The sequence below is a fragment of the Streptomyces sp. NPDC038213 genome (assembly GCF_055600495.1).
Genome location: NZ_JBVJYM010000004.1, coordinates 257,019 through 279,806, shown reverse-complemented (window position 1 = coordinate 279,806; position 22,788 = coordinate 257,019). Strand labels below are relative to the sequence as shown.

Below are 22,788 nucleotides of genomic sequence, written 5' to 3'. Positions count from 1 at the left end.
GGAGGAGCGTGCGGACCGCCGGGGCGGGCGGTCCGCGGGGGGCCTGCGGCGGCCGTCAGCCTGCGGCAGCCGGGCGGGCGGCGGGGACCTGCTGGGTGATGCAGTGCACGCCGCCGCCGCCGAAGGCGATGGCGAGGGCGCGGACGCCGACCACCTTGCGGCCGGGGTAGGCGGAGGCGATCACGGCGAGGGCGTCCTCGTCCTGCGGCACCCCGGCGACGGGGACCACGACGCCGCCGTTGGCGACGTAGTAGTTGAGGTACGAGACCTCGATGCGGCCGTCGGCGAGGTCCGCGAAGGCCGTCTGCGGGACGTCGATGAGCTCCAGGCGGCGGCCGCGGGCGTCGGTGGCGGCCTCCAGCACGGCCCGGTTGGCCCGCATCCGGGCGTAGTCGGGGTGGGAGGGGTCGGCGGGCAGGGAGACGACCACGCTGCCGGGTGCGGCGAAGGCGGCGACCCCGTCGACGTGCCCGTCGGTCTCGGTGTCGAGCAGGCCGCCGTACGGCAGCCAGATGACCTTGGTGACGCCGAGCCGGGACTTGAGCTCGGCCTCGATCTCGTCGCGCGTCATGCCGGGGTTGCGGTTGGGGTGCAGGAGGCACTGCTCGGTGGTGATGAGGGTGCCCTCCCCGTCCACGGTGACGGCGCCGCCCTCGAGGATCATGTCGGAGGCGATCCGCTCGGTGCCGAGGTGGTCGAGCAGCAGGGCGCTGATGCGGTCGTCCGCGTCGAAGGGGTGGTGCTTGAAGCCCCAGGCGTTGAAGCGGAAGTCCACGCCGGCGCGGTTGCCGTCGCCGTCGAGGACGAAGAGCGGGGCGGAGTCGCGGAACCAGGAGTCGTCGACCGGCAGCTCGATGACCGTGATGGCGGCGTCGTCCCCGCAGTGGCTGCGGGCGTCGTCGCCGGAGCCGGGCGGGGCGACCATGGTCACGGGCTCGAAGGCGGCGATGGCGCGGGCGACGGCGGCGTACTCCTCCTTCACCTCGGTGAGCACGCTGCCCCACAGGTCCTCGCGGGTGGGCCAGGCCATGAGGCAGCCCTCGTGCGCGGACCACTCGGCAGGCATACGGTATTCGGACATCTGCTGTCTCATTTCGTTCGTTGAGGGAGTCTTCCATTCGACTGAAAATTCAGTCAAGAGTGGAGAGAAGAAAAAGGGGAGCGGGGTCGCGGTGAGGTCGGCGACGGGGTGGAGGGCGCTCGGAGCGGGGCCCGGGAGGTGCGCTGCACGGCCGGGTGGCTCAGGATCCACTGTCCCATTGACTGAAAATTCAGTCAATGGCTACCCGGCGTCGAACTCCACCCCTCAGGAGGGGTGTACAGGCGGGTGGTACGGGGCGGGGGCGGGCGTACGAGCAGTCGGGCCGGCGGTACCGGCGGTCAGCGGTGTCCGAGGGCGGACAGTTCGACCTCGATGGCGCCGCGCATCAGGTCCCGGGCGTGCCCGATCCGGACCCCGCCGCTGAGCCAGCGCATGCTGAGCCCCTCCAGCAGGGCGGTGAGCCGCTCGGCCGCGGCGGCCAGCGAGGAGGCGGGCGCCATCGGCTGGACCTGGCCCAGCAGGGCGGCGACCTCCTGCACCCACACCAGGGTGGCGCGGGCGAGGTCCTCGCGCAGCACCTCGTCGAAGACCGCACTGGCGCGCAGTTCGCCCCAGGCGGAGCTGTTCTCGCGGACCTCCACCGTGTCCTGGAGCTCCAGCAGGAGGGTCTCCTCCAGCTCCTGCCGGGCCGTGAGCGGCGGGGCGTCCGGGTCGCGGTCGGTGGTGTACCGCTCGGCGCGGTCGTTGATGAACTCGAGGGTGCTCCGCAGGACCCCGGTGCGGTCCTTGAAGTGGTAGTAGATCAGGGCGGTGGAGACCCCGGCCTCGGCGGCCAGCTCCTCGACGCGCAGCCCGCGTACCCCGCGCCGGGCGATCACCCGGGCGGCCGCTTCGAGGATCTGAGTGCTGCGAGACGACATGGTCCGCACTTTACCGGGGGCCCGCGGGCCCGACGCAGTCGGCCCGTCAGCCGGCGCGCGGCTGACCGGCGTCCGGGCCGGGGGCATCAGGCGGCCGGGTGGGACTGGGTGGCGCAGTGGATCCCGCCGCCGCCCGCGGCGACAGCGTCGATCTTCACCTGCACCACGGAGCGGTCGGGGTAGGCGGACTGGAGGATGGCGTACGCGAGGCCGTCGGCGTACACGTCGCCGAACTGCGGTGCGATGACGGCCCCGTTGGCGGTGTAGTAGTTGGTGTAGCTGGCGAGGAACTCCTCTCCCCCGCCGCGGATGCGCTTCTTGTCGGGACCCGGCAGCTCGGTGACGACGAGGCTGCGGCCGCGGGCGTCGGTGGCGGAGGCCAGGACCCGCTTGGTCTCCTCGTAGACCGCCGCCCACTTCGGGTCGGCGCCCGGGCCCGGCTTGTCCAGGATGACCCGGCCGGGGGCCGTGAAGCGGGCCAGGCAGTCGATGTGGCAGTCCGTGATGTCCTGGCCGGCCAGGCCGGGCACCCAGATGACCTTCTCGGCGCCGAGCGCCGCCTTCATCGCCTGCTCCACCTGGTCCTGGCTCATGCCGGGGTTGCGGTTGGCGTTGACCATCGAGCTGACGGTGGCCATCACGGTGCCCTCGCCGTCGGTCTCCAGCGAACCGCCCTCGCCCACGAAGCCCGCCCCGATCCGGGGCACCGCGTACTCGTCCAGGAGGATGCGGGCCGCCGCCGCGTCGTTCGCGAAGGGCTGGGCGTACTTCGTACCCGTCTTGCCCCAGCCGTTGAAGTTGGTGTCGACCCCGGCGATCGCGCCGCCGCCGGTGACGAAGGTGGGGCCGAAATCGCGGATCCACAGGTCGTCCACCGGTATCTCGATCACGTCGATGCGGTGGTAGGCGCCGCGCCCGCACGCGTAGCGGGCGTCCGCGGCCTGCCCGGGGCGGGCGAGGACGACGACGGGCTCGAAGCGCGAGACGGCGTGGGCGACCTCCGCGATATCGCGGCGGACCGCGCCCAGGGTGTCCTGCCAGACCGAGGACAGCGCGGGCCAGGACATGTACGTGCGGACGTGGCGGCCCTCCTCCGCCGGCATCCGCAGGGCGCCCGTGCCGGCCGCCGCACCGGCCGCCCGGGCCGCGGACGGCAGGACGGGCGCCAGGGCGGCGAGCGGTACGGCGGCCGCTCCGAGGCGGAGGAGGCTGCGGCGGGAGGTGGGGAAGGAATTCACGATCGCTCTCCTGAGGGGAAGGAGTGGGGGATGTCGGCATCCTGGCGTTAACTGAAAATTCAGTCAACCCCTGTCGCCCCTGTAGGGGTGCGGGCGCCCGCACCGGGCCGCGGCCCCGGCGGCCGTGCCGGCCCCTCAGCCCGTGCGGTAGAGGTCCACGACCACCGTGACCGGGCCCCCGGAGCCGCTCCGCGGCGCCTCGACGAGCCACACCACGGCGATCCGCTCCCGGTCCGGACTGCGCACGCAGAAGGGGCGGTCCTCGCCCAGCTCCCCGAAGGGCAGGGCGGCGGCGGGGCGGGTCTCGAATCCGCGGACGCAGTCGGCCACCGAGGGATCCGCCGACTCGGCCGCGAAGGCGTCGGACTCCTCCGAGGGCAGGAAGGACCGCCCTTCGCGGGCCAGGTACCAGTCGGCGGTGTCCGCGGCGGCCACCTTCCCGGCGGCGAGGTCGACCTCGTAGCCCTCGGGTACGCCCAGCTCCGCCTGGGAGTAGCCGGGCCGGTAGGCGGAGGCCGGGGGCGCCGCCCCGTCGGCCGGGGCGTCCAGGTAGTACACGGCCGCGCCGCAGGCCAGCAGGGTCGCGGCCACCGCGAGGAGGACCGCCGGGAGGCGCCGCTTGCGGCGCCCGGCGGCCCGGCGGCCGGGGCCGGGGGGCGGGGTGGGCGCGGAGGCGGCTGCCGGGGGCGGGCCCGGCGCCGGGTGGGGCCCCGGGGCCGGGAAGCCCGGGTACGGCGCCGGGGGCGGGCCGGGGGCGGCGTACGGGTCGTCGGGAGCGTACGGGTCCTGGTGGGCGTACGGGTCCTGGTGGGCGTGCGGGCCCTGGTGGGCGTATGGATTCTGGTGGGCGTACGGCTTCCGGTGGCCGTAAGGGTCCCGGGCCGCGTGCGTGCCGGAGGCGGCGGGCGCGGGGGCCGGCGTGCCCGTCGCGGTGGCCGCGAGGGCCGTGGGCTCCGGGGGGCCCGCGGTCGGCGGGACCGGCGGAGCGGCGCCGTCGAGGACGGCGGCGGGCAGCCAGCCCTCGGTGAAGCCGGCGCCCGCCCCGACCGCGGGGTGCGCCTGCACGGCGGCGATCAGCGCGCCGGTCGCGGGCCGGTCCGCGGGGCCCTTGGCGAGGCACCACGCGACCAGCTCGTGCAGTTCGGGCGGGACGCGCGAGAGGTCGGGGCGCTCGTGGACCACCCGGTACAGGGAGCTGGACTCGGGGCCCTCGCCGAAGGGGGGCCCGCCGCCGGACACGTACGCGGTCAGCGCGCCGAGGGCGAAGACGTCGGTGGCCGGGGTCACCTGGAGGCCGAGGGCCTGCTCGGGGGCCATGAAGGCGGCCGTGCCGACCCGCAGGCCGGTGCCGGTGAGGGCGACGGAGTCGGCGGCGCGGGCGATGCCGAAGTCGATCACCTTGGGGCCGTCGGCCGCGATCAGCACGTTGGCGGGCTTGAGGTCCCGGTGGACGACTCCCGCGCGGTGGATGGCCTGGAGGGCCTCGGCGATGCCCGCGACGAGCAGCAGCACCGTGCGCACGGGCAGCGGGCCGTGCCGGCGCACCACCTCGTGCAGGGTGGGGCCCGGCACGTACGCGGTGGCGAGCCAGGGCGTGCTGTCGCCGGTGCCCGAATCGACCACCTGGGCCGTGAACAGCCCGTGGATCCGCCGGGCGCTGGCCACCTCCTGGGCGAACCGCTCGCGGAACTCGGGGTCCGCGGCGAACTCGCGGCGGACCGCCTTCAGCGCGATCGGGCGGCCGCCCGGGGTGTGGGCGAGGTAGACCACGCCCATGCCGCCCGCTCCGAGCCGGGAGTGCAGGCGGTAGCCGCCGATCTCGCGGGGGTCGTCGGGGGCCAGCGCCCCGGAGGGGGGCGGGGCCGGGGGCCGGGGTTCGGCTGCGGGAGGGGCGCCCGGGAGGGGGCCGGGGCCCGGGGAGGGGCCGGGCCGGTACGGGGGCTGCGGGGAGGAGGTGGACATGCGGGACTCTTTCGGTGCGGTGCGGGGGGGCCTGCGCGTGCGAGGGCCTGCGCGCATCGTGCCTGCTGACTAAACTTTCAGTCAACGCGACATCCGCGACGATACGGCCGGAGGCAACGGACAGTGAGCGACAGCAAGAGAGCCATCCTCGCGGGCGCCGCGCGGGTCATCGCCCGCCGCGGCGTGCGGGGGCTGCGGGTGGCGGACCTGGCGGCCGAGGCCGGGGTCTCCACGGGCCTGGTCTACTACCACTTCAAGGACCGGCCGGGGATCCTGCGGCACGCGCTCGCCTTCATCGGGGACCGGGCGGACCGCTACACCGCCGGGTACGACGAGGGGCCGGGCGCCGGGGCGGGGTCGGACGGGCTCCCCGGTGCGGGGCCCGCCGCAGGGGCGGCCGGCGGGTGCGCGCCGGGCCCCGCCGGCCCGCTGGCCCTGCTGGAGCGGACCCTGCTGCTGGAGTTCCAGGACCTGCCGGAGGTGCGGGAGAACAGCACGGCCTGGGGGGAGCTGCGGGCGCACTCCGTCTTCGACCCCGAACTGCGGGAGGACCTTGCCGCGGCGGGCGCCGCCTGGGTGGCCGAGGTCGCCGGCCGGCTGGCCGCGGTCTGCCCCGCCGCCCCCGCCGGGGCGGCAGGGGCGGCCGCCGAGCGGCTGACCGCCCTCCTGGAGGGTCTGAGCGTGCGCTGGCTGAGCGGACTGCTCCCCCTGGAGCACGCCCGCGGCCTGCTCCGCGAGGCGCTCGGAGCGGAAATCCGCCTGCTCGGTTCCCTTGAACCGTGAATTGACTGAATTTCCAGTCAGTGCCAGAGTGACGACACGAGACCCGCTTCGCCTTTCGTCCGAAGCAGCCATTTCCGGCGCGCTTCGCTCACTCTTGTCCCAAGAGAGCATTAAGCCCGAATCATCGGCCCGTGTGACGCCAGCGCGCCCCGCCCGGCCGGACGCCCGTCCCGCCGGACCACGAACGGAGTCCCCCGTGTCCTTCCAGCCCGCCACCCGCAGGACCGTCCTGCGCACCATCGCCGGCATCGGCGCCGCCATCGCCGGCGCCGCCGCCTGCGGACCGGCCGCCGAAGGGGTCCAGAACGCCAGCGGCCCGGCGCAGAGCCCCTCCGCCGGAGCCAAGCGCCGCTTCGGCGCGGAGTGGGACAGCCACACCCGCACCTTCATGTCCTGGCCCGCGCTGGCCTCGGTCTGGTACGAGGACCTGCGCTACGTCCGCGAGGACATCGCCCGGATCGCCCGGAACGTGGCCGAGTACGAGGCGGTCGTCATGATGGCCCGCCCCGAGCACGCCGACGCGGCGCAGCGCGCCTGCGGCAACCAGGTCGAGGTCATCGAGCTGGCCGTGGACGACCTGTGGGCCCGCGACACCGTGCCCGTCTTCGTCGAGGAGGGCGGGAAGGTCGTCGGCGTCGACTTCAACTTCAACGGCTGGGGCAACAAGCAGGAGCACCGCAACGACGGCACGGTCGGCCGCCGCCTGCTCCAGAAGTACAAGATCCCGCGGACCACCTCCCCGCTCACCGGCGAGGGCGGCTCCTTCGAGACCGACGGCGAGGGCACCCTGCTCGTCACCGAGAGCTCGATGGTCAACAAGAACCGCAACCCCGGCAAGAGCCGGGACACCATCACGGCCGAGCTGAAGCAGTCCCTGGGCGTGGAGAAGGTGGTCTGGCTGGCCGGGGTCCGCGGCCAGGACATCACCGACGCGCACGTCGACAGCCTCGTGCGCTTCACCGAGCCCGGCGTGATCCTGCTCGACCGCGCCCACCCCAGCACCCCGCCGGACTCCTGGTCCCGCTCGGCCGACCAGGCGTACTCGGTGCTGTCGAAGGCCACCGACGCCCGCGGCCGGCGCTTCGAGATCGTCGACCTGCCGCAGCCCGACCTGGGCCGGATCACGGGCGAGGGCGACGACTTCGTCTCGACGTACGCGAACTTCTACATCGCCAACGACGCCGTCTTCATGCCGAAGTTCGGGGACCGCAAGGCCGACGACCGGGCCCGCGGGATCCTCCGGGAGCACTTCCCCAAGCGGGACGTCGTACCGGTCGCCATCGACACCATCGCCTCGGGCGGCGGCGGCATCCACTGCGCCACCCACGACCAGCCGGGCAGGCCCGCGGCCTGACCGGGCCGCACCGACCCGACCCCGAACAGCACACCAACGGAGCCAGCCCCGTGTCCCAGGCCCGCCGCCTCTCCCCCGCCCGAACCCGCCGCCTCCCGCTGCTGCCCGTCCTGGCGCTGCTCGCCATCGTGGCGGCGGCGGGCCTGGGGGCCTGGCTCCAGTTCGGGGAGCGGCAGGCCCTCGGCACCGTGTACGCGGCGGGCCGGGAGTCGCCCGACCGGGTGGACGTCCGGGCGACCGTGCAGCGGGTGGACGCGGCGGCGCAGGAGATGGTGCTGCGCGTGACGGTCACCCCCCGGGGGGAGCTCGCCGAGGCGGGCGGGGCCGCCCCGGTGGAGGACCTCGTCCTGCAGACCTCGACGGCGACCCGGGGGGACCTGACCTTCAAGGCGCACCAGCGCATCTCCCCGGTGGACGTGCCGGTCGCCCTGGCGGGCGGCTCGATCACGGACTACCCCTTCGACTCGTACCGGGCGCCGGTGGAGTTCCAGGCGCTGCTGGGCGGGGAGAAGGTGCCGGTGCGCGTCCTGCTCTCGAACAACGACGTGCTGTTCTCGGCCTCGGTGGACACCGGGGCCGAGGAGGACGGGTTCGCGGTGCTCGACATCGCGCTGAGCCGGTCCACGAGCGTGCTCGTGTTCGCGGTGTTCATGATGCTGGCCATGTGGGCGCTCGCGGTGTCCGTGCTGATCGGCGCCTGGTACCTCGTCAGCCGCCGCAAGGGGCTGACCTGGCCGGCCCTGGGCTGGATGGCCGCGACCCTGTTCGCGCTGGCGGCCTTCCGCAACGCGGCCCCGGGCAGTCCGCCCATCGGCTGCCTGCTGGACTACCTGGCCTTCCTGTGGGCGGAGGTGGCGGTCGCGTTCTGCCTGGTCACGGTGGTCGTCACGGGGATCCGCGCCGAGCCCCCGGCGCAGGCCCCGTCCGGGGAGCCGGCCGCCGGTCCGTGATCACGGGGAGGCATCAGCCCCCTCCCTGACCAGGAGGGACCTCCCGGGTCCGAGACCGTTCTGCCCGTGATCACCCCGCTGCGGCTGCGCGAGCGCTCGGGCGCCGAGCGCACCGTACCGGCGCACTGCGCTTCCGGGAGGCGGGCGCCGTCGCCGCCTTCTGAGACCGGCCGCCGGGCGGGACGCCTCCTCCGGGCTACCCGGCCGCCCGCGCGGGTACGGCGGGCGGGGCCGGACGGGTGCGGGCACCCCAGCGCTCGACGGCCGGCCCGGCGGCTCCGAGGGCGGCGAAGAAGACCCCGAGGAGCAGCCAGCCGGCCGTGCCCAGGCCGAGGACGACGGTGGTGAGGAGGGCGGGGGCGACGGCCTGGCCGGCGCTGAAGCCGAGCCCGAGGAGCCCCTGGTACTGGCCCTGGGCGTGGTCCGGGGCCAGTCCGAAGCCCAGGGCGAAGCCGCCGGAGGACTCCCAGATCTCGCCGAGGCTGTGGACGACGACCGCGGCGACCGCGAGCCCTGCGGCCGCCCACACGGGCGCGTGCCCGGCCAGGGCCATCAGCGGACAGCTGACGAGGAAGAGCAGCCCGGCGGTGCGCAGCGCCCGGCCGCCCTGCACGGGGGTCTCGATGCGGGAGCCGATCCTGGTCTGGAGCAGCACGCAGACCCCGGAGTTGACGGCGGCCACCGCGGCGACCGTCCAGCGGGGCGCGTCCGTGTGCTGCGCGATCCAGATCGGCAGGAGCAGGGAGACCGTCGGGTACTGGAGCCCCATGGCGCCGTAGAGGGCCGTGAAGGCGAGGTACGGGCGGTCGGCGAGGGCGGCCCAGCGGCCCTCCCCGCGCGGCGGGGCGGGCAGGGGCCCGTAGCGGGGCAGCAGCAGCAGGAGGAGCCCGCAGAGGGCGAAGCTGGCCGCGTTGCCGAGGATCAGCACGAGGTAGGCGGTACGGGAGTCCGCGGCGACCGCGATGCCGGCGCCGACGGTGCCGATGACCACGCCCAGGTTGACGTACGTGCGCAGCCGGGCCCGGAAGAGTGCGGGCCGGCCGGTGCCGACCCGGGCCACGAGGGCGCCCCAGGCGGCGCCGGCGACGGAGGCGGCGAGCTGGTCGACGGCGGCGACCGCGGTGAGGGCGCCCCAGCTCTCGACGAAGACGAGGGCGGTCATGGCCGCGGCCTGCACGGCGAGCGCCAGCATCATGACGGTCCGCGGGCCGCGCCGGTCGGCGAGGTGGCCCCCGGGGATCCCGGCGGCCATCCCGATCAGCCCGGCGACGGTGAGCGCGGCTCCGACCTGGACGGCGGGCAGGCCCACGACGAGGGTGAAGTAGAGCGCGGAGGCCGTGTTGAACAGCCCGTTGCCCACCCGGTTCACGAAGCTCGCGAGGATCAGCACCCGCTCCGGTGCGGCGGCGCGCGCACTGCGGGGCGGCGGGTCTCCCGGCCCGGGCTCCGGCCCGCCCTCCGCGCAGTCCCCGGACGCTCCCGACCCTCCCGACGATCTCCCCATGATCATAAGCGCAGGCTAACAGGGGGCGTCCGGCATGCGGACGGGCGCGGGGGCGCGGGGGTCCGGGGCGGCTGTCCGGAACCCGGTGGGTGCCTGACCGCCGCCAGGAGTTGACGGTCTGTCAATGTGCAAGATATCCACGGATGTTTGGGCGGATGTCGGTACAGCATTGCGGGCACATGAAGGGCGATTCCGGGCCGTGGACAACCCTTGACGGTGTGTGGGTGTTGTGCGAATCTCTCGACAGGTCTGGACCAATTGACCCGGGCGGGGGCCCGGGTCTGCAGACGCCCCCGGGGGGATCCACGGGCGTCCTGCGGGTCTGACCGTGCACGGCCGTCGGCCGGTCCTCGGGGGTGGGCCGGAACGCCCCGCGGCGGCCGCACAGCCCCACCGCTTCCGCTTGCCCCGGGCTGCCGCCGGTCCACCGACCCGGCGTGCGGCGGCCCGTGGCCCACATCGTCGCGTCCGCACGCTGACCCCGTGCCGCTCCTCCGCCCTGCTCCGACGTCCTAAGCGAGCCGCAAATGTCCGAAGTCCTCCCCCCGTCCGCCTCCCTCCCGGCCTCGCAGGCCCAGCAGGGCGTCTGGTTGACCGAACGGCTGGGGCTGGCCCGCGAGGCGTTCCACATGCCGGTGCGGATCTCCTTCGACCGGATCGACGCGGCGGCCCTCGCCCGCGCGGTGGACACCGTGACCGGGCGCCATCCGGCGCTCGCGGCCCGGCTGGTGGAGCGCGACGGCGCGGTGCGGCAGGAGCCCGCGGCCCGGCGGCCCGCCCTGGCCCTGCTCGAAGCGCCCTCGAACGAGGCCGAGTTGGAGAAGCTGCTGGAGGAGGACGCCGCCAGGCCGTTCGCGCCGGAGACCGGCCCGCTCAGCCGCTTCGGGCTGTACCGGCGGGCCGACGGCAGCGCCGAGCTGCTGGCCACCGTCCACCACGCGGTCTTCGACGGCCACTCCAAGGACGTCCTGGTCAGGGACCTCGCCGCCGCCTACACCCGCGCCTCCGCCGGGCCCGGGAGCGCCCCACCCGAGGCGGGCGGCGCACCCGGGGCGGACACGGCACCCGCCCACCCGGCCGCTCCGGCCGCGGATCCGGAGACCGTACGGAGGGCCGCCGAGTGGTACGGGCCCCGGTGGGCCGCGGCCACCGAGCCGGTGCTGCCCGGCGGGCCGCGCGCCTCCACCACCGCCGGCTGCGGGGAGGCGGTCGAGTGGCAGCTCGACGGCGCCGGGCTGAAGGAGCTGGCCGCGACGGCCGCCGCGGCCGGCACCACCGTCTTCGAGTTCCTGCTCGCGGCGCTGCACGGACTGCTGCGCCGCTACGGGGGCGAGGCCGTGCCGGTATCCGTCCCGCTCTCCACCCGGACCCCCGAACTCGCCTCGGAGATAGGCCTGTTCGTCAACGAGCTGCCCGTCCACGCCCCGGCGGCCGACGACTCGCTGCCCTTCGCCGTTTTCGCCGCCGCCGTCCGGGCCGAGCTGCGGGCGGGCTACCCGTACCGCGCCGTACCCTTCGGCGCCGCCGTGTCCGGACTGGGCCCGCGCGTCGGCCTGACCCCGGTCTCGCTCGGCTACCGGCGGCGCGGACCGGAGCCGCAGTTCGCGGACACCGGGGCGAAGGTCGCCTGGGCCGTGCACAACCGCACCGCCCGCAACACCCTCCACCTCCAGGCCGTCGAGGCCCCCGGCACCGCGGCCGGACCGGGCGGCGGCATCGCCTTCAGCCTCCAGTACGACCCGGCCGTGACCGCCCCGGACGCCGCCCGCCGGATCGCCCGCCACTACGCCACCCTGCTGGCCGCGGCCACCGCCGCGCCCGGCACCCCGCTGCGCGACCTGCCGCTGCTGGACGCCGGTGAACTCCGGGCCGTCACCGCGGCGCCGAACGCCACCGCACGGCCCTACCCGGCCGACCGGACCGTACTCGACCTGGTCCGCGCCCAGGCCGCCGCCACCCCCGGGGCCACCGCCGTCAGCGCCTCCGGCGGCCGCCTCACCTACGACGAACTCATCTCCCGCGCGGACGAGTTGACAGCCGTCCTGTACGCCGAGGGGGTCCGGCCCGGGGACCTGGTCGCCCTCCACCTGGAGCGCACCGCCGACCTGCCCGCCGCCCTGCTCGCCGTCCTCGCCGCCGGTGCGGCGTACCTGCCGCTGGATCCCGGCTATCCGGCCGACCGGCTCGCCCTCGTCCTGCGCGACTCCGGGGCCGTGCTGGTGCTCGCCGACCGCGAACCCGCGCCGGCGGTCGCCGCCGCGGCCCCCGCGGTCCTGCGGCTGCCGGCGGCGGGGGCGCCGGGGCCGAATCCGGGGCAGGTCCCCGCCGCCACCCGCACCGGCACCGGCCCGGACGACACGGCGTACGTCCTCTACACCTCGGGCTCCACCGGCCGCCCCAAGGGCGTGGCCGTCGGCCACCGGGCGCTGGTCAACCTGCTCACCTCCTTCGCCGCGCAGCTCGGCTCCGGCCCCGGACACACCTGGCTCGGGCTGACCTCGCTCTCGTTCGACATCTCCGCGCTGGAGCTCTACCTGCCGCTGATCACCGGCGGCCGCCTGGTCCTGGCCCCGGACGGACTCGCCGTCGACGGCACCGGACTGCTCTCCCTGATCGGCGCCGAGGGGGTCACCCACGTCCAGGCCACCCCGTCCGGATGGCGGGTGATGCTCACGGCGGGGCCGGCCGCCGGAACCGGGGCGGGCGGGGCGGGCATCGACGGCGCCCTCGCGGCCGTGACCGGTCTGGTGGGCGGCGAGGCGCTCCCGCTGCCGCTCGCCCGCACGCTGCGGGCGCGTACGGCCCGGCTGTTCAACGTGTACGGGCCCACCGAGACCACCATCTGGTCCACCTGCGCCGAACTGCCCGCCGAGCCGCGGCAGATCACGATCGGCCGCCCGATCGCCAACACCCGGGTCTACGTCGTCGACGCACAGCTGCGCCCCACCCCGCTCGGCATCCCCGGCGAACTGCTCATCGGCGGGGACGGCGTCGCGCAGGGCTACCTCGGCCGGCCGGAGCTCACCGGGGAGCGCTTCCTGCCGGACCCCTTCGGCCCGCCCGGCGCCCGCCTCTACCGCACGGGGGACCGCGCGGTGTGGACCCCCGGCGGCGAGATCGAGTTCCTCGGCCGGATCGACGACCAGGTCAAGATCCGCGGGCACCGGATCGAACTCGGCGAGATCGAGTCCGCCCTGCTGGAGCACCCGGGCCTGACCGGGGCCGCCGCCGCCGTCCACACCGGGGAGGACGGCGAACCCTTCCTCGCCGGCTACCCCGTCCCGGCCGCCGGCTCCACCGCGCCCTCCCCCGCCGAGCTGCGCGAACACCTGCTGCGCACCCTGCCGGCCGCGATGGTCCCGCAGCGCTGGCTGGCCCTGGAGCAGCTGCCGCTCACCCCGAACGGCAAACTGGACCGGCGCGCCCTGCCGGTACCGCCGCAGGAGGCGCCGCAGCCGCGGACCGCCGACGCCACCCCCGGTTCACCCGGTGCCGACGGCGACGACGACACGGCCCGTACGGTCCGCCGGATCTGGGCCGAGGTCATGAACCTGCCCGCGGTCGGCCCCGAGGACGACCTCTTCGACCTGGGCGGCCACTCGCTGACGGTCATTCAGATCGCGGCCCGGATCCGCGACGCCCTCGGCGTGGAGCTGGACTTCGACGTGTTCTTCGACGTACCCACCCCGGCGGGCATCGCCGCCGCCGTCCGCGAGCGCCGGTAGACCCGGCATCCGGCGCACGACGCACGCGGGCCCGGCGTACGGCTCCCCGTACGCCGCTCACCCCGCCCTCCCCGCGGCGCCCGGCCGCCCCCGGACCCGCCGCGCCCCAGCCCCTCCCTCCCGCCCTGCCGCACGCCCGAACAGGAACCCGATGACGGATACCCAGGACCTGCCCGCCGACTGGTCGGCAGCCAAGCGCGCCCTGCTCAGCCGGCGGCTGCGCGGGGCCGCGGCCCCCGCCCGGGTGGTGGGACCGCGCCCCGCGGACACCGCACCGCCCCTCTCCAGCGGCCAGGAACGGCTCTGGTTCATGGACCAGTTCGCCCCCGGCTCCACCGCCTACGCCCTGGCGCCGGCCCGCCGGCTCCGCGGCCCCTTCGACCGCGCGGCGCTCGATGCGGCCCTCACCGACCTGGTGGCCCGCCACGAGAGCCTGCGGATGTCCTTCCCCACCACGGAGGCCGGGACCGCCGAGGTACGGATCGCCGAACCCGCGCCGTTCGCCGCCGCCTACGTCGACGCAGGCGCCGACGCCGACCCGCAGGCGCGCGCCGCCGCCGAGCTCGGCGCCCTGCTCGCGGTGCCCTTCGACCTCCACACCGGCCCGCTGCTGCGCGCCCTGGTGGTCCGCATCGCGGACGAGGACCACGTCCTCGCGCTCGTGATGCACCACATCGTCTGCGACGGCTGGTCCATCGACCTGCTCAACCGCGAACTCGACCTCCGCTACGCCCACCACGCCCACGGCGCCGACGGAGAACTGCCGCCGCTCGAGGTGCAGTTCGGGGACTACGCGGCCTGGCAGCGGGACCGCCTGGAGAACGGGCAGCTGGCCGCCTCCCGGGCCTACTGGCGCGGCGAGCTCGACGGGGTCCCGGCCCTCGAGCTGCCCGCCGACCGGCCCCGCCCGCCGCTGTTCACCTTCGACGGGGCGGCGGTCGAGTTCCGCTGGAGCCCCGAACTGGCCCGCCGGGTCGCGGAGGCTGCGCGGGCCCACGGCGCCTCCCCGTACATGGTGCTGATGGCGGCGTTCCAGGCCCTGCTGGGCCGGCACAGCGGCCGCCGCGACTTCGCCGTCGGATCCGCCGTCGCGGGCCGTCTGCACCGCGAACTCGAAGGCGTGGTGGGGGCGTTCGTCAACATGCTGCCGATCCGCGCCCGGCTCACCCCCGACCTGGACTTCGGCCGGCTGATCAGCCGGGTCCGCGAGACCACGCTCGACGCGTACGCGCACCAGGAGGTGCCGTTCGAGCAGATGGTGACCGACCTCGCCGTGGAGCGGGACGTCAGCCGGGCCGCCGTCTTCCAGACCACCTTCGCCTTCCAGAACTACGGGGACCGCGCCGCCGGACCGGCCACGGGCCTGGACTTCGAGGGCTTCGGCTACGAGGCCACCACCACGCACGCCGACCTGGCGCTCTACATGCGCGAGGAGCGAGGCGGCGGGCTCTACGGCCTGTTCACCTACCGCACCGACCTCTTCGACGCCGCCACCGTCGAGCGGCTCGCCGAGCGGTTCGAGCTGCTCACCGCGGCCGGTGTCGCGGACCCCGCCCTGCCCGTGGACCGGCTGCCGCTGCTCACCGCGGCCGAGCGGACGGCCGTACTGGAGACCTGGGCGGCCGGACCCGAGCTGCCCGCCGGCGGCCCGCAGACGCTCACCCGGGCGCTCGCCGAGACGGCGGCCCGGACCCCCGGCGCTCCTGCGCTGGTCATCGGGGACTCGACGCTGACCTACGGCGAACTCGACCGGCGCGCCAACGCCATGGCCCGGCGCCTGCGGGCCCTGGGCGTGCGCCCGGACGACCGGGTGGCCGTCTGCCTGGAGCAGTCCGCCGAGCTGGCGGTCGCCCTGGTCGCCGTACTCAAGGCCGGCGGCGGCTACCTGCCGCTCGACCCCGAGCAGCCCCCCGCCCGCCTGGTCCACCTGGTGTCCGACGCCGGGGCCGCGGTCCTGGTCACCGACAGCGCCCTGCGGTCCCGCTTCGCGGGCCACGCGGCCGCCGAACTGCTCACCGACGGCGGCGCGGACCCGGCCGGGTGGGACGACTCCCCGCTGGAGGAGGCCTCCGGCGCGGACCACCTCGCGTACGTCATCTACACCTCGGGCTCCACCGGTACGCCCAAGGGCGTCGCGGTACAGCACCGGCAGGTCCTCAACTACCTCGCGGGGGCGCGGGACCGGCTGCGGATCGAGCCGGGAGCCTCCTTCGGGCTGCTCCAGTCGCTGTCCTTCGACTTCAGCATCACCATGCTCTACCTGGCGCTGACGACGGGCGGCCGGGTGCACCTGCTGCCCCGCCGCATCGCGGGGGTGGAACTGGCCGCGGAGCTGGCGGCGGCCGGCATCGACTACCTGAAGATGACCCCCTCGCACCTCGCCGCGCTGACCGCCGACGCACCCCTGGCGCAGCTGCTGCCGCGCCGCGCCCTGGTGCTCGGGGGCGAGGCGAGCAGCTGGTCGTGGGCGGCGGGCATCGCCGCGCTGGGCCGGTGCGCGGTGTTCAACCACTACGGGCCGACCGAGGCGACCGTGGGCATCACCGTCCACGAGGTCACGGCCGGCGGCGCGGACGCCCCGGGCAGCACCCCGATCGGCACCCCGCTCGCCGGCGGCCGCTGCTACGTGCTGGACGAGCTGCGCAACCCGGTGCCGCCGGGTGTCACCGGCGAGCTGTACGCGGGCGGGGACCGGCTGGCCCGCGGCTACCTGGGGCGGCCCGACCTGACCGCCGAGCGGTTCCTGCCCGACCCGTACGCGGGCCCGGCCGCAGCGGGGTCCGGCGGTCCGCGGATGTACCGCACCGGCGACCTGGCGCGCTGGCGCTCGGACGGGACCCTGGAGTACCTCGGCCGCGCCGACGACCAGATCAAGGTCCGCGGCTACCGCGTCGAGCCCGGCGAGATCGAGGCCGCGCTGACGGCGCTGCCGGGGATCACCCAGGCGGTGGTCCTGGCCCGCGGCGAGGGCGTCAAGCAGAACCTGGTCGCCTACCTGGAGCGCCCCGGCGGCGGCGAACCGCCGGCCGCCGCCGACCTGCGGGCCGCCCTCGCCGAGGCCCTGCCGGACTACATGGTCCCGGCCCGCTACGTGGTCCTGGAGCGGCTGCCGCTGCTCGCCCACGGCAAGGTGGACCGCAAGGCGCTGCCGGAGCCCGCCGAGGGCCCGGCCGCCGGCGGCCACACCGAGCCGGAGGGCCCCGCCGAGCAGGCGATCGCCGCGATGTGGGCGGAGCTGCTGGACCTGCCGCGGGTCGGCGCGCTGGACGACTTCTTCGAGCTGGGCGGCCACTCGCTGCTCGCCACCCAGGTGGTCGCCCGGATGCGCCGGGCCTTCCCCGACCTGGACTCGCCGGTCGGCGTGATGGACCTCTTCACGCATCCGACGGTCCGCCGGCTCGCCGCGCTCGTGGCCACCCCCGGCGCCGACCGGGGGCCGCGGCGGCTGCTGCACCTGCTGACCCCCGCGGACCGCGAGGCCGCCGCCAGCGTGGTCTGCGCCCCCTACGGCGGCGGCAGCGCGCTGATCTACAAGCCCCTCGCCGACGCGCTGCCCGCCGACTGGGCCCTGCACTCCCTCGCCGTACCCGGCCACGAGCTGGGCGAGGAGGCGATGGAGACCGACGAGGTCGCCCGGCTCTGCGCCGAGGAGATCCTCGCGAACGTCTCCGGGCGGCTCGTGCTGTACGGGCACTGCGGGGTCGGGGTCCGGCTGACCGTGGAGATCGCCCGTCGGCTGGAGGCGGCGGGCCGGGAGATCGACGCCGTCCACCTCGGCGGGATCTTCCCCTTCGCCCGGCCGCAGGGCCGCGGCGCGGCGCTCGCGGAGCGCTTCGCCGAGCTGGCGGCCCGGCTGCGCAGCGACCAGGGGATGATCAACGCCCTGGCCGCGGCGGGGCTGGACGTGGACGAGGTCGGCGAGGAGCAGCTGCGGCTGATGGTGCACAACCGCCGGGTCGGCACCAAGGGCGCCGAGCGGTACTTCGGCGAGCTGTACGAGAGTGAGGGCGGCACCCTCGCGGCCCCGGTGATCGCGGTGTGCGGCGACCGCGATCCGGCGACCGAGTTCTACGAGGAGCGGTTCCGCGAGTGGCACCGGATCACGGGGACCGCCGCCGTGGTGGTGCTGGACGAGGCGGGGCACTTCTACCTCAAGTACCGCGCCGCGGAGCTGGCCGAGATCCTGACCGGGGTGCACCGCTCGATCGCGGAGGGCGCGGAGGCCCGGCACGGGCGCACCGCCGACGCGACCTGGTGGCTGGCCGGGCTGTCCCGCGAGGGCGCCGGGGCGGGGAGCGGGGCGGCTGCCGCGGCGGTGGGGGCGGGGCAGGCCTCGGGCGGGGACGACGGGCCGGCCCGCGGGCCCGGGGGGAGGCGGGCGGCGCCGGGCCGCTCCCGGGCGGCCCGCGCGCGCCGCCCGGTCCGTCCGACCATGGGGCGCTTCCTGACCGTCGCCACGGGGCAGCAGCTCTCGATGATCGGTTCGGCCCTCACCGAGTTCGCCCTGCCGATCTGGATCTACCTGCAGACCGGTTCGCTGCTGCAGCTCGGGCTGCTGGCCACCTGCGGCCTGGTGCCCGGCATCCTGGCCGCCCCGCTGGCCGGCGCGATCGTCGACCGCGGGGACCGGCGGCGGGTGATGCTCTACGGCGACGTGGCGGCCGGTCTGACCCAGGCGGGCCTGCTGGCGCTGTACCTCGGCGACTCGCTGGAGGTCTGGCACTGCTACGTGATGATCTCCCTGCTCTCCACCGCGCTCGCCTTCCAGCGCGTCGCCTGGGGCTCCGCGGTACCGCAGCTGGTGCCCAAGCGCTTCCTCGGCCGCGCCAACGGCGTGGTCCAAATGGCCCTCGGGCTGGCCCAGTTCCTCGTACCGCTGATCGCGGTCGGGATCCTGCACGTGATCGGCCTCGGCGGCATCCTGGTCTTCGACGTGGTCAGCTACGTGCTCGCCACCGGGATCACGCTGGCGGTGCGCTTCCCCGACGTGATGGCCGCGACCCGGCGCGAGAGCGTCGGCGCCGAGATCCGGGCCGGTTTCCAACGGGCCCTGGGCAGCCGCCACTTCCGGGCGATGCTGTTCTGGTTCGCCGCGCTGAACGTCTTCCTGTCCCCGCTCTTCCTGCTGGTCACCCCGCTGGTGCTCTCCTTCTCCTCGACCGCCGCGGCCGGCTGGGTTTCCACGGCGGCCGGACTGGGCGCCGTCATGGGCGGCCTGACCCTGCTGGTCTGGGGAGGTCCGCGCCGGATGCGGCTGCGCGGGGTGCTGCTGGCCACCCTCGGCCTCGCCGCCGCCTGCTTCGCCACCGGCCTGCGGCCCTCGGTGGCCGTGGTCGCCGCGGGGGCGTTCGGGATGACGTACGGGCTGGCGCTGCTCAACGGCATCTACGCGACGGTCATCCAGACCAAGGTGCCGATGCGCTTCCACGGCAGGGTGATCGCGGTGAACACCATGGTCGCCTGGTCCACCCTGCCGGTGGGCTTCGCCCTGGTCGCCCCGGCGGGCCCCGGGCTGCTCCAGCCCCTGATGGACGAGGGCGGCGCACTGGCCTCCACCGTCGGCGCCGTGATCGGCACCGGCGAGGGGCGCGGTATCGGCCTGCTCTACCTGCTGTTCGGCCTCGCCATGGCCGTGCTCGTCCTGATCAGCCTCTGCATCCCCGCCCTGGCCCGGTTCGACCGGGAAGTCCCCGACGCCGAGTCCGACGACCTGATCGGCCTGGAGACCCTGCAGGCCCGTGCGAAAAGCGAGACGAACGCATGACCGCCACCGCCCCCGCCCCGACCGGCACGCCCGCCGACGCGCCCGCCCCGGTCGCCGTCCACCCGCTGACCGACGAGCAGCGCCGCCTCTGGTTCCTCCAGCAGCTGGACCCGCAGGAGGCCGGGTTCAACATGTACCTGAACCGGCGCTGGAGCGGTCCGGTGGACCCCCGGGCGCTCGGTGCGGCCCTCACCCGCCTCACGGAGCGGCACGAGGTCCTGCGCACCCGCTTCGCCCTGGAGGGCGAGCAGCCCGTGCAACTCGTCGAGCCCGTACGGGAGGTGGAGCTGCTACGGGTCCCGATTCCGGAGCCCGCGCAGGAGGGGGCCTTCACGGCCGCCTGCGCCCCCTTCGTGAACGCCCCCTTCGACCTGGCCGCGCGCCCGCCGCTGCGGGCCGTCCTGGTCAGCGCGGGCGAGGACGAGCACGCCGTGGCCGTGGTGGTCCACCACATCGTGTCCGACGGCTGGTCGTTCACCGTGCTGTGGCGCGAGCTGCTCGCCCTCTACCGCGAGGAGACCGGCGAGGGTGCGGCGCAACTCCCGGAGCTGAAGCTCCAGTTCGGGGAGCACGCGCGCGCCGAGCGGGCCCGGCTGGACGGCGGGGCGGCCGAGGAGGCGGTCCGGCACTGGACCGGCCGGCTGGCCGGCACCGGACCCCTGCGGCTCCCGCTGGACCACCCGAGGCCTGCGGAGCCCGCCCATCCGGCCGGGTTCGCCGACCTCGCCCTCGACCCCGGGCTGGTGGCCGCGCTCGACTCCCTGGCCCGCGCCGAGCGCTGCACCCCGTTCATGGTGCTGCTCGCCGCGTACCAGTGCGTGCTGGCCCGCTGGAGCGGCTGCCTGGACTTCGCCGTCGGCACCCCGCTGGCCGGCCGCAACGAGACCGCCCACGAGGCCCTGGTCGGCTACTTCTCCCGTACGGGCGTGATCCGTGCGGACCTCACCGGCGAGCCGGACTTCCGCACGGTGCTGCGCCGGGTGCGCTCCGCCACGATGGCCGCGCTGAGCCACCAGGACGTCCCGGCCGAACGGGTCGCCGCCGCACTGGGGCTGCCCGTGCTGCCCGGCACCGGCCCGCTCTTCCAGGCGGTGTTCGTCCACCAGAGCCAGTACGACCTGGCCGGGTCCGGCGAGGGCGCCGCACTGCCCGCGGGGGTCGAGGCGGCGGACATGGACTCCGGTTTCGACCGGGCGAAGACCGATCTGCTGCTCGACAGCTGGCGCACCCCCGACGGCGGGATGACCCTGTCGTTCTGCTTCGACCGGGAGCTGTTCGAGCGGGGCACGGTCGAGGCCCTGGCCCGCCGGGTCCGGGACCTGCTCGCCCGGGCCGCCGCGGATCCGCAGGTCCCGCTGCACGGCGACTGGCTGCTGTCCGGCGCGGAGCGCGGGGCGCTGCTCGCGCTCGGGGCCGGGCCCGTGCCCGCCGGGGCCGCCCGCCCCGTCCTGCGCGGATTCGCCGAACAGGTCGCCGCCCGGCCCGGCGCCCCCGCCCTCGAATGCGCGGGCAGGGTGCTCACGTACGCCGAACTCGACCGCGCCTCGGAGGAGTTGGCCGGGCGGCTGGGGACGGTGGCCGGGCGGGTGGTGGGCGTCGCGGTCGAGCCCTCCTTCGCCCTGGTCACCGCCCTGCTGGCGATCTGGAAGGCCGGCGCCGGCTATCTGCCGCTCGACCCCGCACACCCCGCCGACCGGCGTCGGCTGATGCTCAGCGAGTCGGACGCCGCCCTGCTGCTCACCGACGGCGGCGGGGGGCCGGACCTCGGAGTGCCGGAACTCCGGCTGCCGGTCGCGGAGTCGCGCGGTGCGGACGGGTCCGCGGACGGCGGGTCCCCGGACGGCGTGGCCGAGCCCCCGGCCGGGCGGGCGGGGTCCGCCGGGGCGGCCGCGCTGCCCGGGAGCGTTCCGGACGGGCTCGCGTACGTCCTCTACACCTCCGGCTCCACCGGCGCCCCCAAGGGCGTCGCCGTGGAGCACGGCGCCCTGGCCGAGCGGGTCCGGTGGATGGCGGCACCGGAGGGCTACGGGCTCGGACCGGGCGACCGCATCGTGCAGTTCGCCTCCACCGGCTTCGACACGCACGCCGAGGAGCTCTGGCCCGCACTGACCGCGGGCGCCTGCGTCGTCCTGCTGCCCGGCGGCGGCCGGATGCTGCCCGACCTGCTGCGCAGCGCGGCCGGCCGGTCCGTCACCGTGCTCGACCTGCCCACCGCGTACTGGCAGGAGCTGGTGTCGCTCGGGGACGGGGTGCCCTGGCCGCCCGCCCTGCGCCTGGTCGTACTCGGCGGTTCCGAGGCGCGCGCCGCCTCGCTCGCCCGCTGGCGCGAGCTGCACGGCGACCGGGTCCGCCTGGTCAACACGTACGGCCCGACCGAGGCCACCGTGATCGTCACGGCGGGCGAGCTCGCCGGCGGGACGGGCGGCGCACCCGGCGCAGGAGACGGTGACGGTGACGGTGACGACAGCGGTGACCACACCGGTGACGGCCCCCGTACCGGCGCCGGTACCGGCGGCCCCGGGGCATCCGCCGGGCAGCGCCCGCCGCTCGGGCGGCCGCTGCCGGGGGTCCGCCTCTACCTCCTGGACGAGCGGGGCGGCCTGCTGCCCGCCGGCTCCGAGGGGGAGCTGTACATCGGCGGCAGCGGACTCGCGCGCGGGTACGTGGCCCGGCCCGCGCTGACCGGCGAGTCCTTCCTCCCGGACCCCTTCGCGGGCACCCCGGAGGCCCGGATGTACCGTACGGGCGACCGCGCCCGGTGGCGCACCGACGGGCAGTTGGAGTTCCTCGGCCGCGCCGACGACCAGGTGAAGATCCGCGGGTACCGGATCGAGCCCGCCGAGATCGAGGCCGCCCTCACCGCGCACCCGGCCGTGGGCGGGGCGGCCGTCCTGGTCCGCGACGGCCGCCGGCTCCTCGCCTACGCCGTCCCGCGCCCGCCCGCCGGGCCGGGGCCCGAGGCCGCGCCGCAGCCGGGCGAGCTGCGCGAGCACCTGGCCCTGCTGCTGCCGGCCTTCATGGTCCCGGACGCCGTGGTGCTGCTCGACGCCCTCCCGCTCACCGCCAACGGCAAGCTCGACACGGCGGCCCTGCCCGATCCGGACCCGGCGGGCACCGCCGCCTCGTACGTGGCGCCCCGAACCGATGCCGAATCCCTGGTGGTCTCCCTCTGGCAGGAGGTGCTCGGCGTACCGAGGGTGGGCGTCCTGGACGACTTCCTCGCCCTCGGCGGGGACTCGCTCCTGGTCACCAGGATCGCCGCGCGGATCCGGGCCGACGTCGGCCTCGACGTGCCGATCCGCGAGGTCTTCGAGAGCCCGACCCCGGCGGCCCTGGCGGCCCGGATCGAGGCGCTGCTCATCGCGGAGATCGACGCCCTGAGCGAGGAGGAGGCCGCGGGCCGGCTGGGCTGACCCCGCGCCGGGGACGCACCCGCGGGCGGCCGGACCGGATCCGGCCGCCCGCCCTCCCCCTCCACCCGCCCCACGCTCCCCTGTCCCGCACCTTCTCCTGCACCACACCACACCCCACGCCACCGCACCTCAC

At 75.9% G+C, this 22,788-nt stretch carries 11 protein-coding genes; 6 read left to right on the top strand and 5 right to left on the bottom strand.

From position 1 onward, the window contains the following. Positions 1 to 55: 55 nt before the first annotated feature. The 4 genes from ACZ7JZ_RS08495 to ACZ7JZ_RS08480 form a co-directional block, all read right to left on the bottom strand. Positions 56 to 1,081: an agmatine deiminase family protein gene (locus ACZ7JZ_RS08495; protein WP_470934770.1), complete on the bottom strand. Its 1,026-nt coding sequence runs from the start codon at positions 1,079 to 1,081 to the stop codon at positions 56 to 58. A gap of 299 nt (positions 1,082 to 1,380) precedes the next feature. Next, the gene (locus ACZ7JZ_RS08490) at positions 1,381 to 1,962 is read right to left on the bottom strand and encodes a TetR/AcrR family transcriptional regulator (protein ID WP_470934767.1); all 582 of its coding nucleotides are present in this window, start codon (positions 1,960 to 1,962) and stop codon (positions 1,381 to 1,383) included. A gap of 86 nt (positions 1,963 to 2,048) precedes the next feature. After that, on the bottom strand, positions 2,049 to 3,200 hold the full coding sequence (locus tag ACZ7JZ_RS08485; protein WP_470934764.1) for an agmatine deiminase family protein: 1,152 nt from the start codon (positions 3,198 to 3,200) through the stop codon (positions 2,049 to 2,051). 135 nt (positions 3,201 to 3,335) lie between these two features. Beyond that, the gene (locus ACZ7JZ_RS08480; protein WP_470934762.1) at positions 3,336 to 5,162 is read right to left on the bottom strand and encodes a serine/threonine-protein kinase; all 1,827 of its coding nucleotides are present in this window, start codon (positions 5,160 to 5,162) and stop codon (positions 3,336 to 3,338) included. Between the two features lie 123 nt (positions 5,163 to 5,285). Here ACZ7JZ_RS08480 and ACZ7JZ_RS08475 point away from each other — a divergent pair, with 123 nt between their 5' ends. From ACZ7JZ_RS08475 to ACZ7JZ_RS08465, 3 genes are all read left to right on the top strand, one after another. Next, on the top strand, positions 5,286 to 5,945 hold the full coding sequence (locus ACZ7JZ_RS08475; protein WP_470934759.1) for a TetR/AcrR family transcriptional regulator: 660 nt from the start codon (positions 5,286 to 5,288) through the stop codon (positions 5,943 to 5,945). A 196-nt stretch (positions 5,946 to 6,141) separates the two neighbouring features. Next, the gene (locus ACZ7JZ_RS08470; protein WP_470934756.1) at positions 6,142 to 7,299 is read left to right on the top strand and encodes an agmatine deiminase family protein; all 1,158 of its coding nucleotides are present in this window, start codon (positions 6,142 to 6,144) and stop codon (positions 7,297 to 7,299) included. A gap of 50 nt (positions 7,300 to 7,349) precedes the next feature. After that, positions 7,350 to 8,249: a DUF4436 domain-containing protein gene (locus ACZ7JZ_RS08465; RefSeq protein ID WP_470934753.1), complete on the top strand. Its 900-nt coding sequence runs from the start codon at positions 7,350 to 7,352 to the stop codon at positions 8,247 to 8,249. 196 nt (positions 8,250 to 8,445) lie between these two features. Here ACZ7JZ_RS08465 and ACZ7JZ_RS08460 read toward each other — a convergent pair whose 3' ends face one another. Then, complete coding sequence (locus tag ACZ7JZ_RS08460; RefSeq protein WP_470934750.1) at positions 8,446 to 9,759, bottom strand: MFS transporter; 1,314 nt, start codon at positions 9,757 to 9,759, stop codon at positions 8,446 to 8,448. 521 nt (positions 9,760 to 10,280) lie between these two features. On the opposite strand from ACZ7JZ_RS08460, the gene ACZ7JZ_RS08455 reads away from it, so the two are divergent. The 3 genes from ACZ7JZ_RS08455 to ACZ7JZ_RS08445 all read left to right on the top strand — a co-directional run bounded on the left by ACZ7JZ_RS08455 (position 10,281) and on the right by ACZ7JZ_RS08445 (position 22,655). Beyond that, positions 10,281 to 13,478 (top strand): non-ribosomal peptide synthetase, encoded by a 3,198-nt coding sequence (locus ACZ7JZ_RS08455; protein ID WP_470934747.1) that lies wholly within the window; start codon positions 10,281 to 10,283, stop codon positions 13,476 to 13,478. 151 nt (positions 13,479 to 13,629) lie between these two features. Continuing rightward, positions 13,630 to 19,242: an amino acid adenylation domain-containing protein gene (locus ACZ7JZ_RS08450; RefSeq protein WP_470934745.1), complete on the top strand. Its 5,613-nt coding sequence runs from the start codon at positions 13,630 to 13,632 to the stop codon at positions 19,240 to 19,242. Continuing rightward, positions 19,239 to 22,655 carry a condensation domain-containing protein gene (locus ACZ7JZ_RS08445; protein ID WP_470934742.1) on the top strand — a complete coding sequence of 1,139 codons (3,417 nt, stop codon included), beginning with the start codon at positions 19,239 to 19,241 and terminating at the stop codon, positions 22,653 to 22,655. Before ACZ7JZ_RS08450 ends, ACZ7JZ_RS08445 begins: the two co-directional genes overlap by 4 nt. Positions 22,656 to 22,788: the final 133 nt, after the last annotated feature.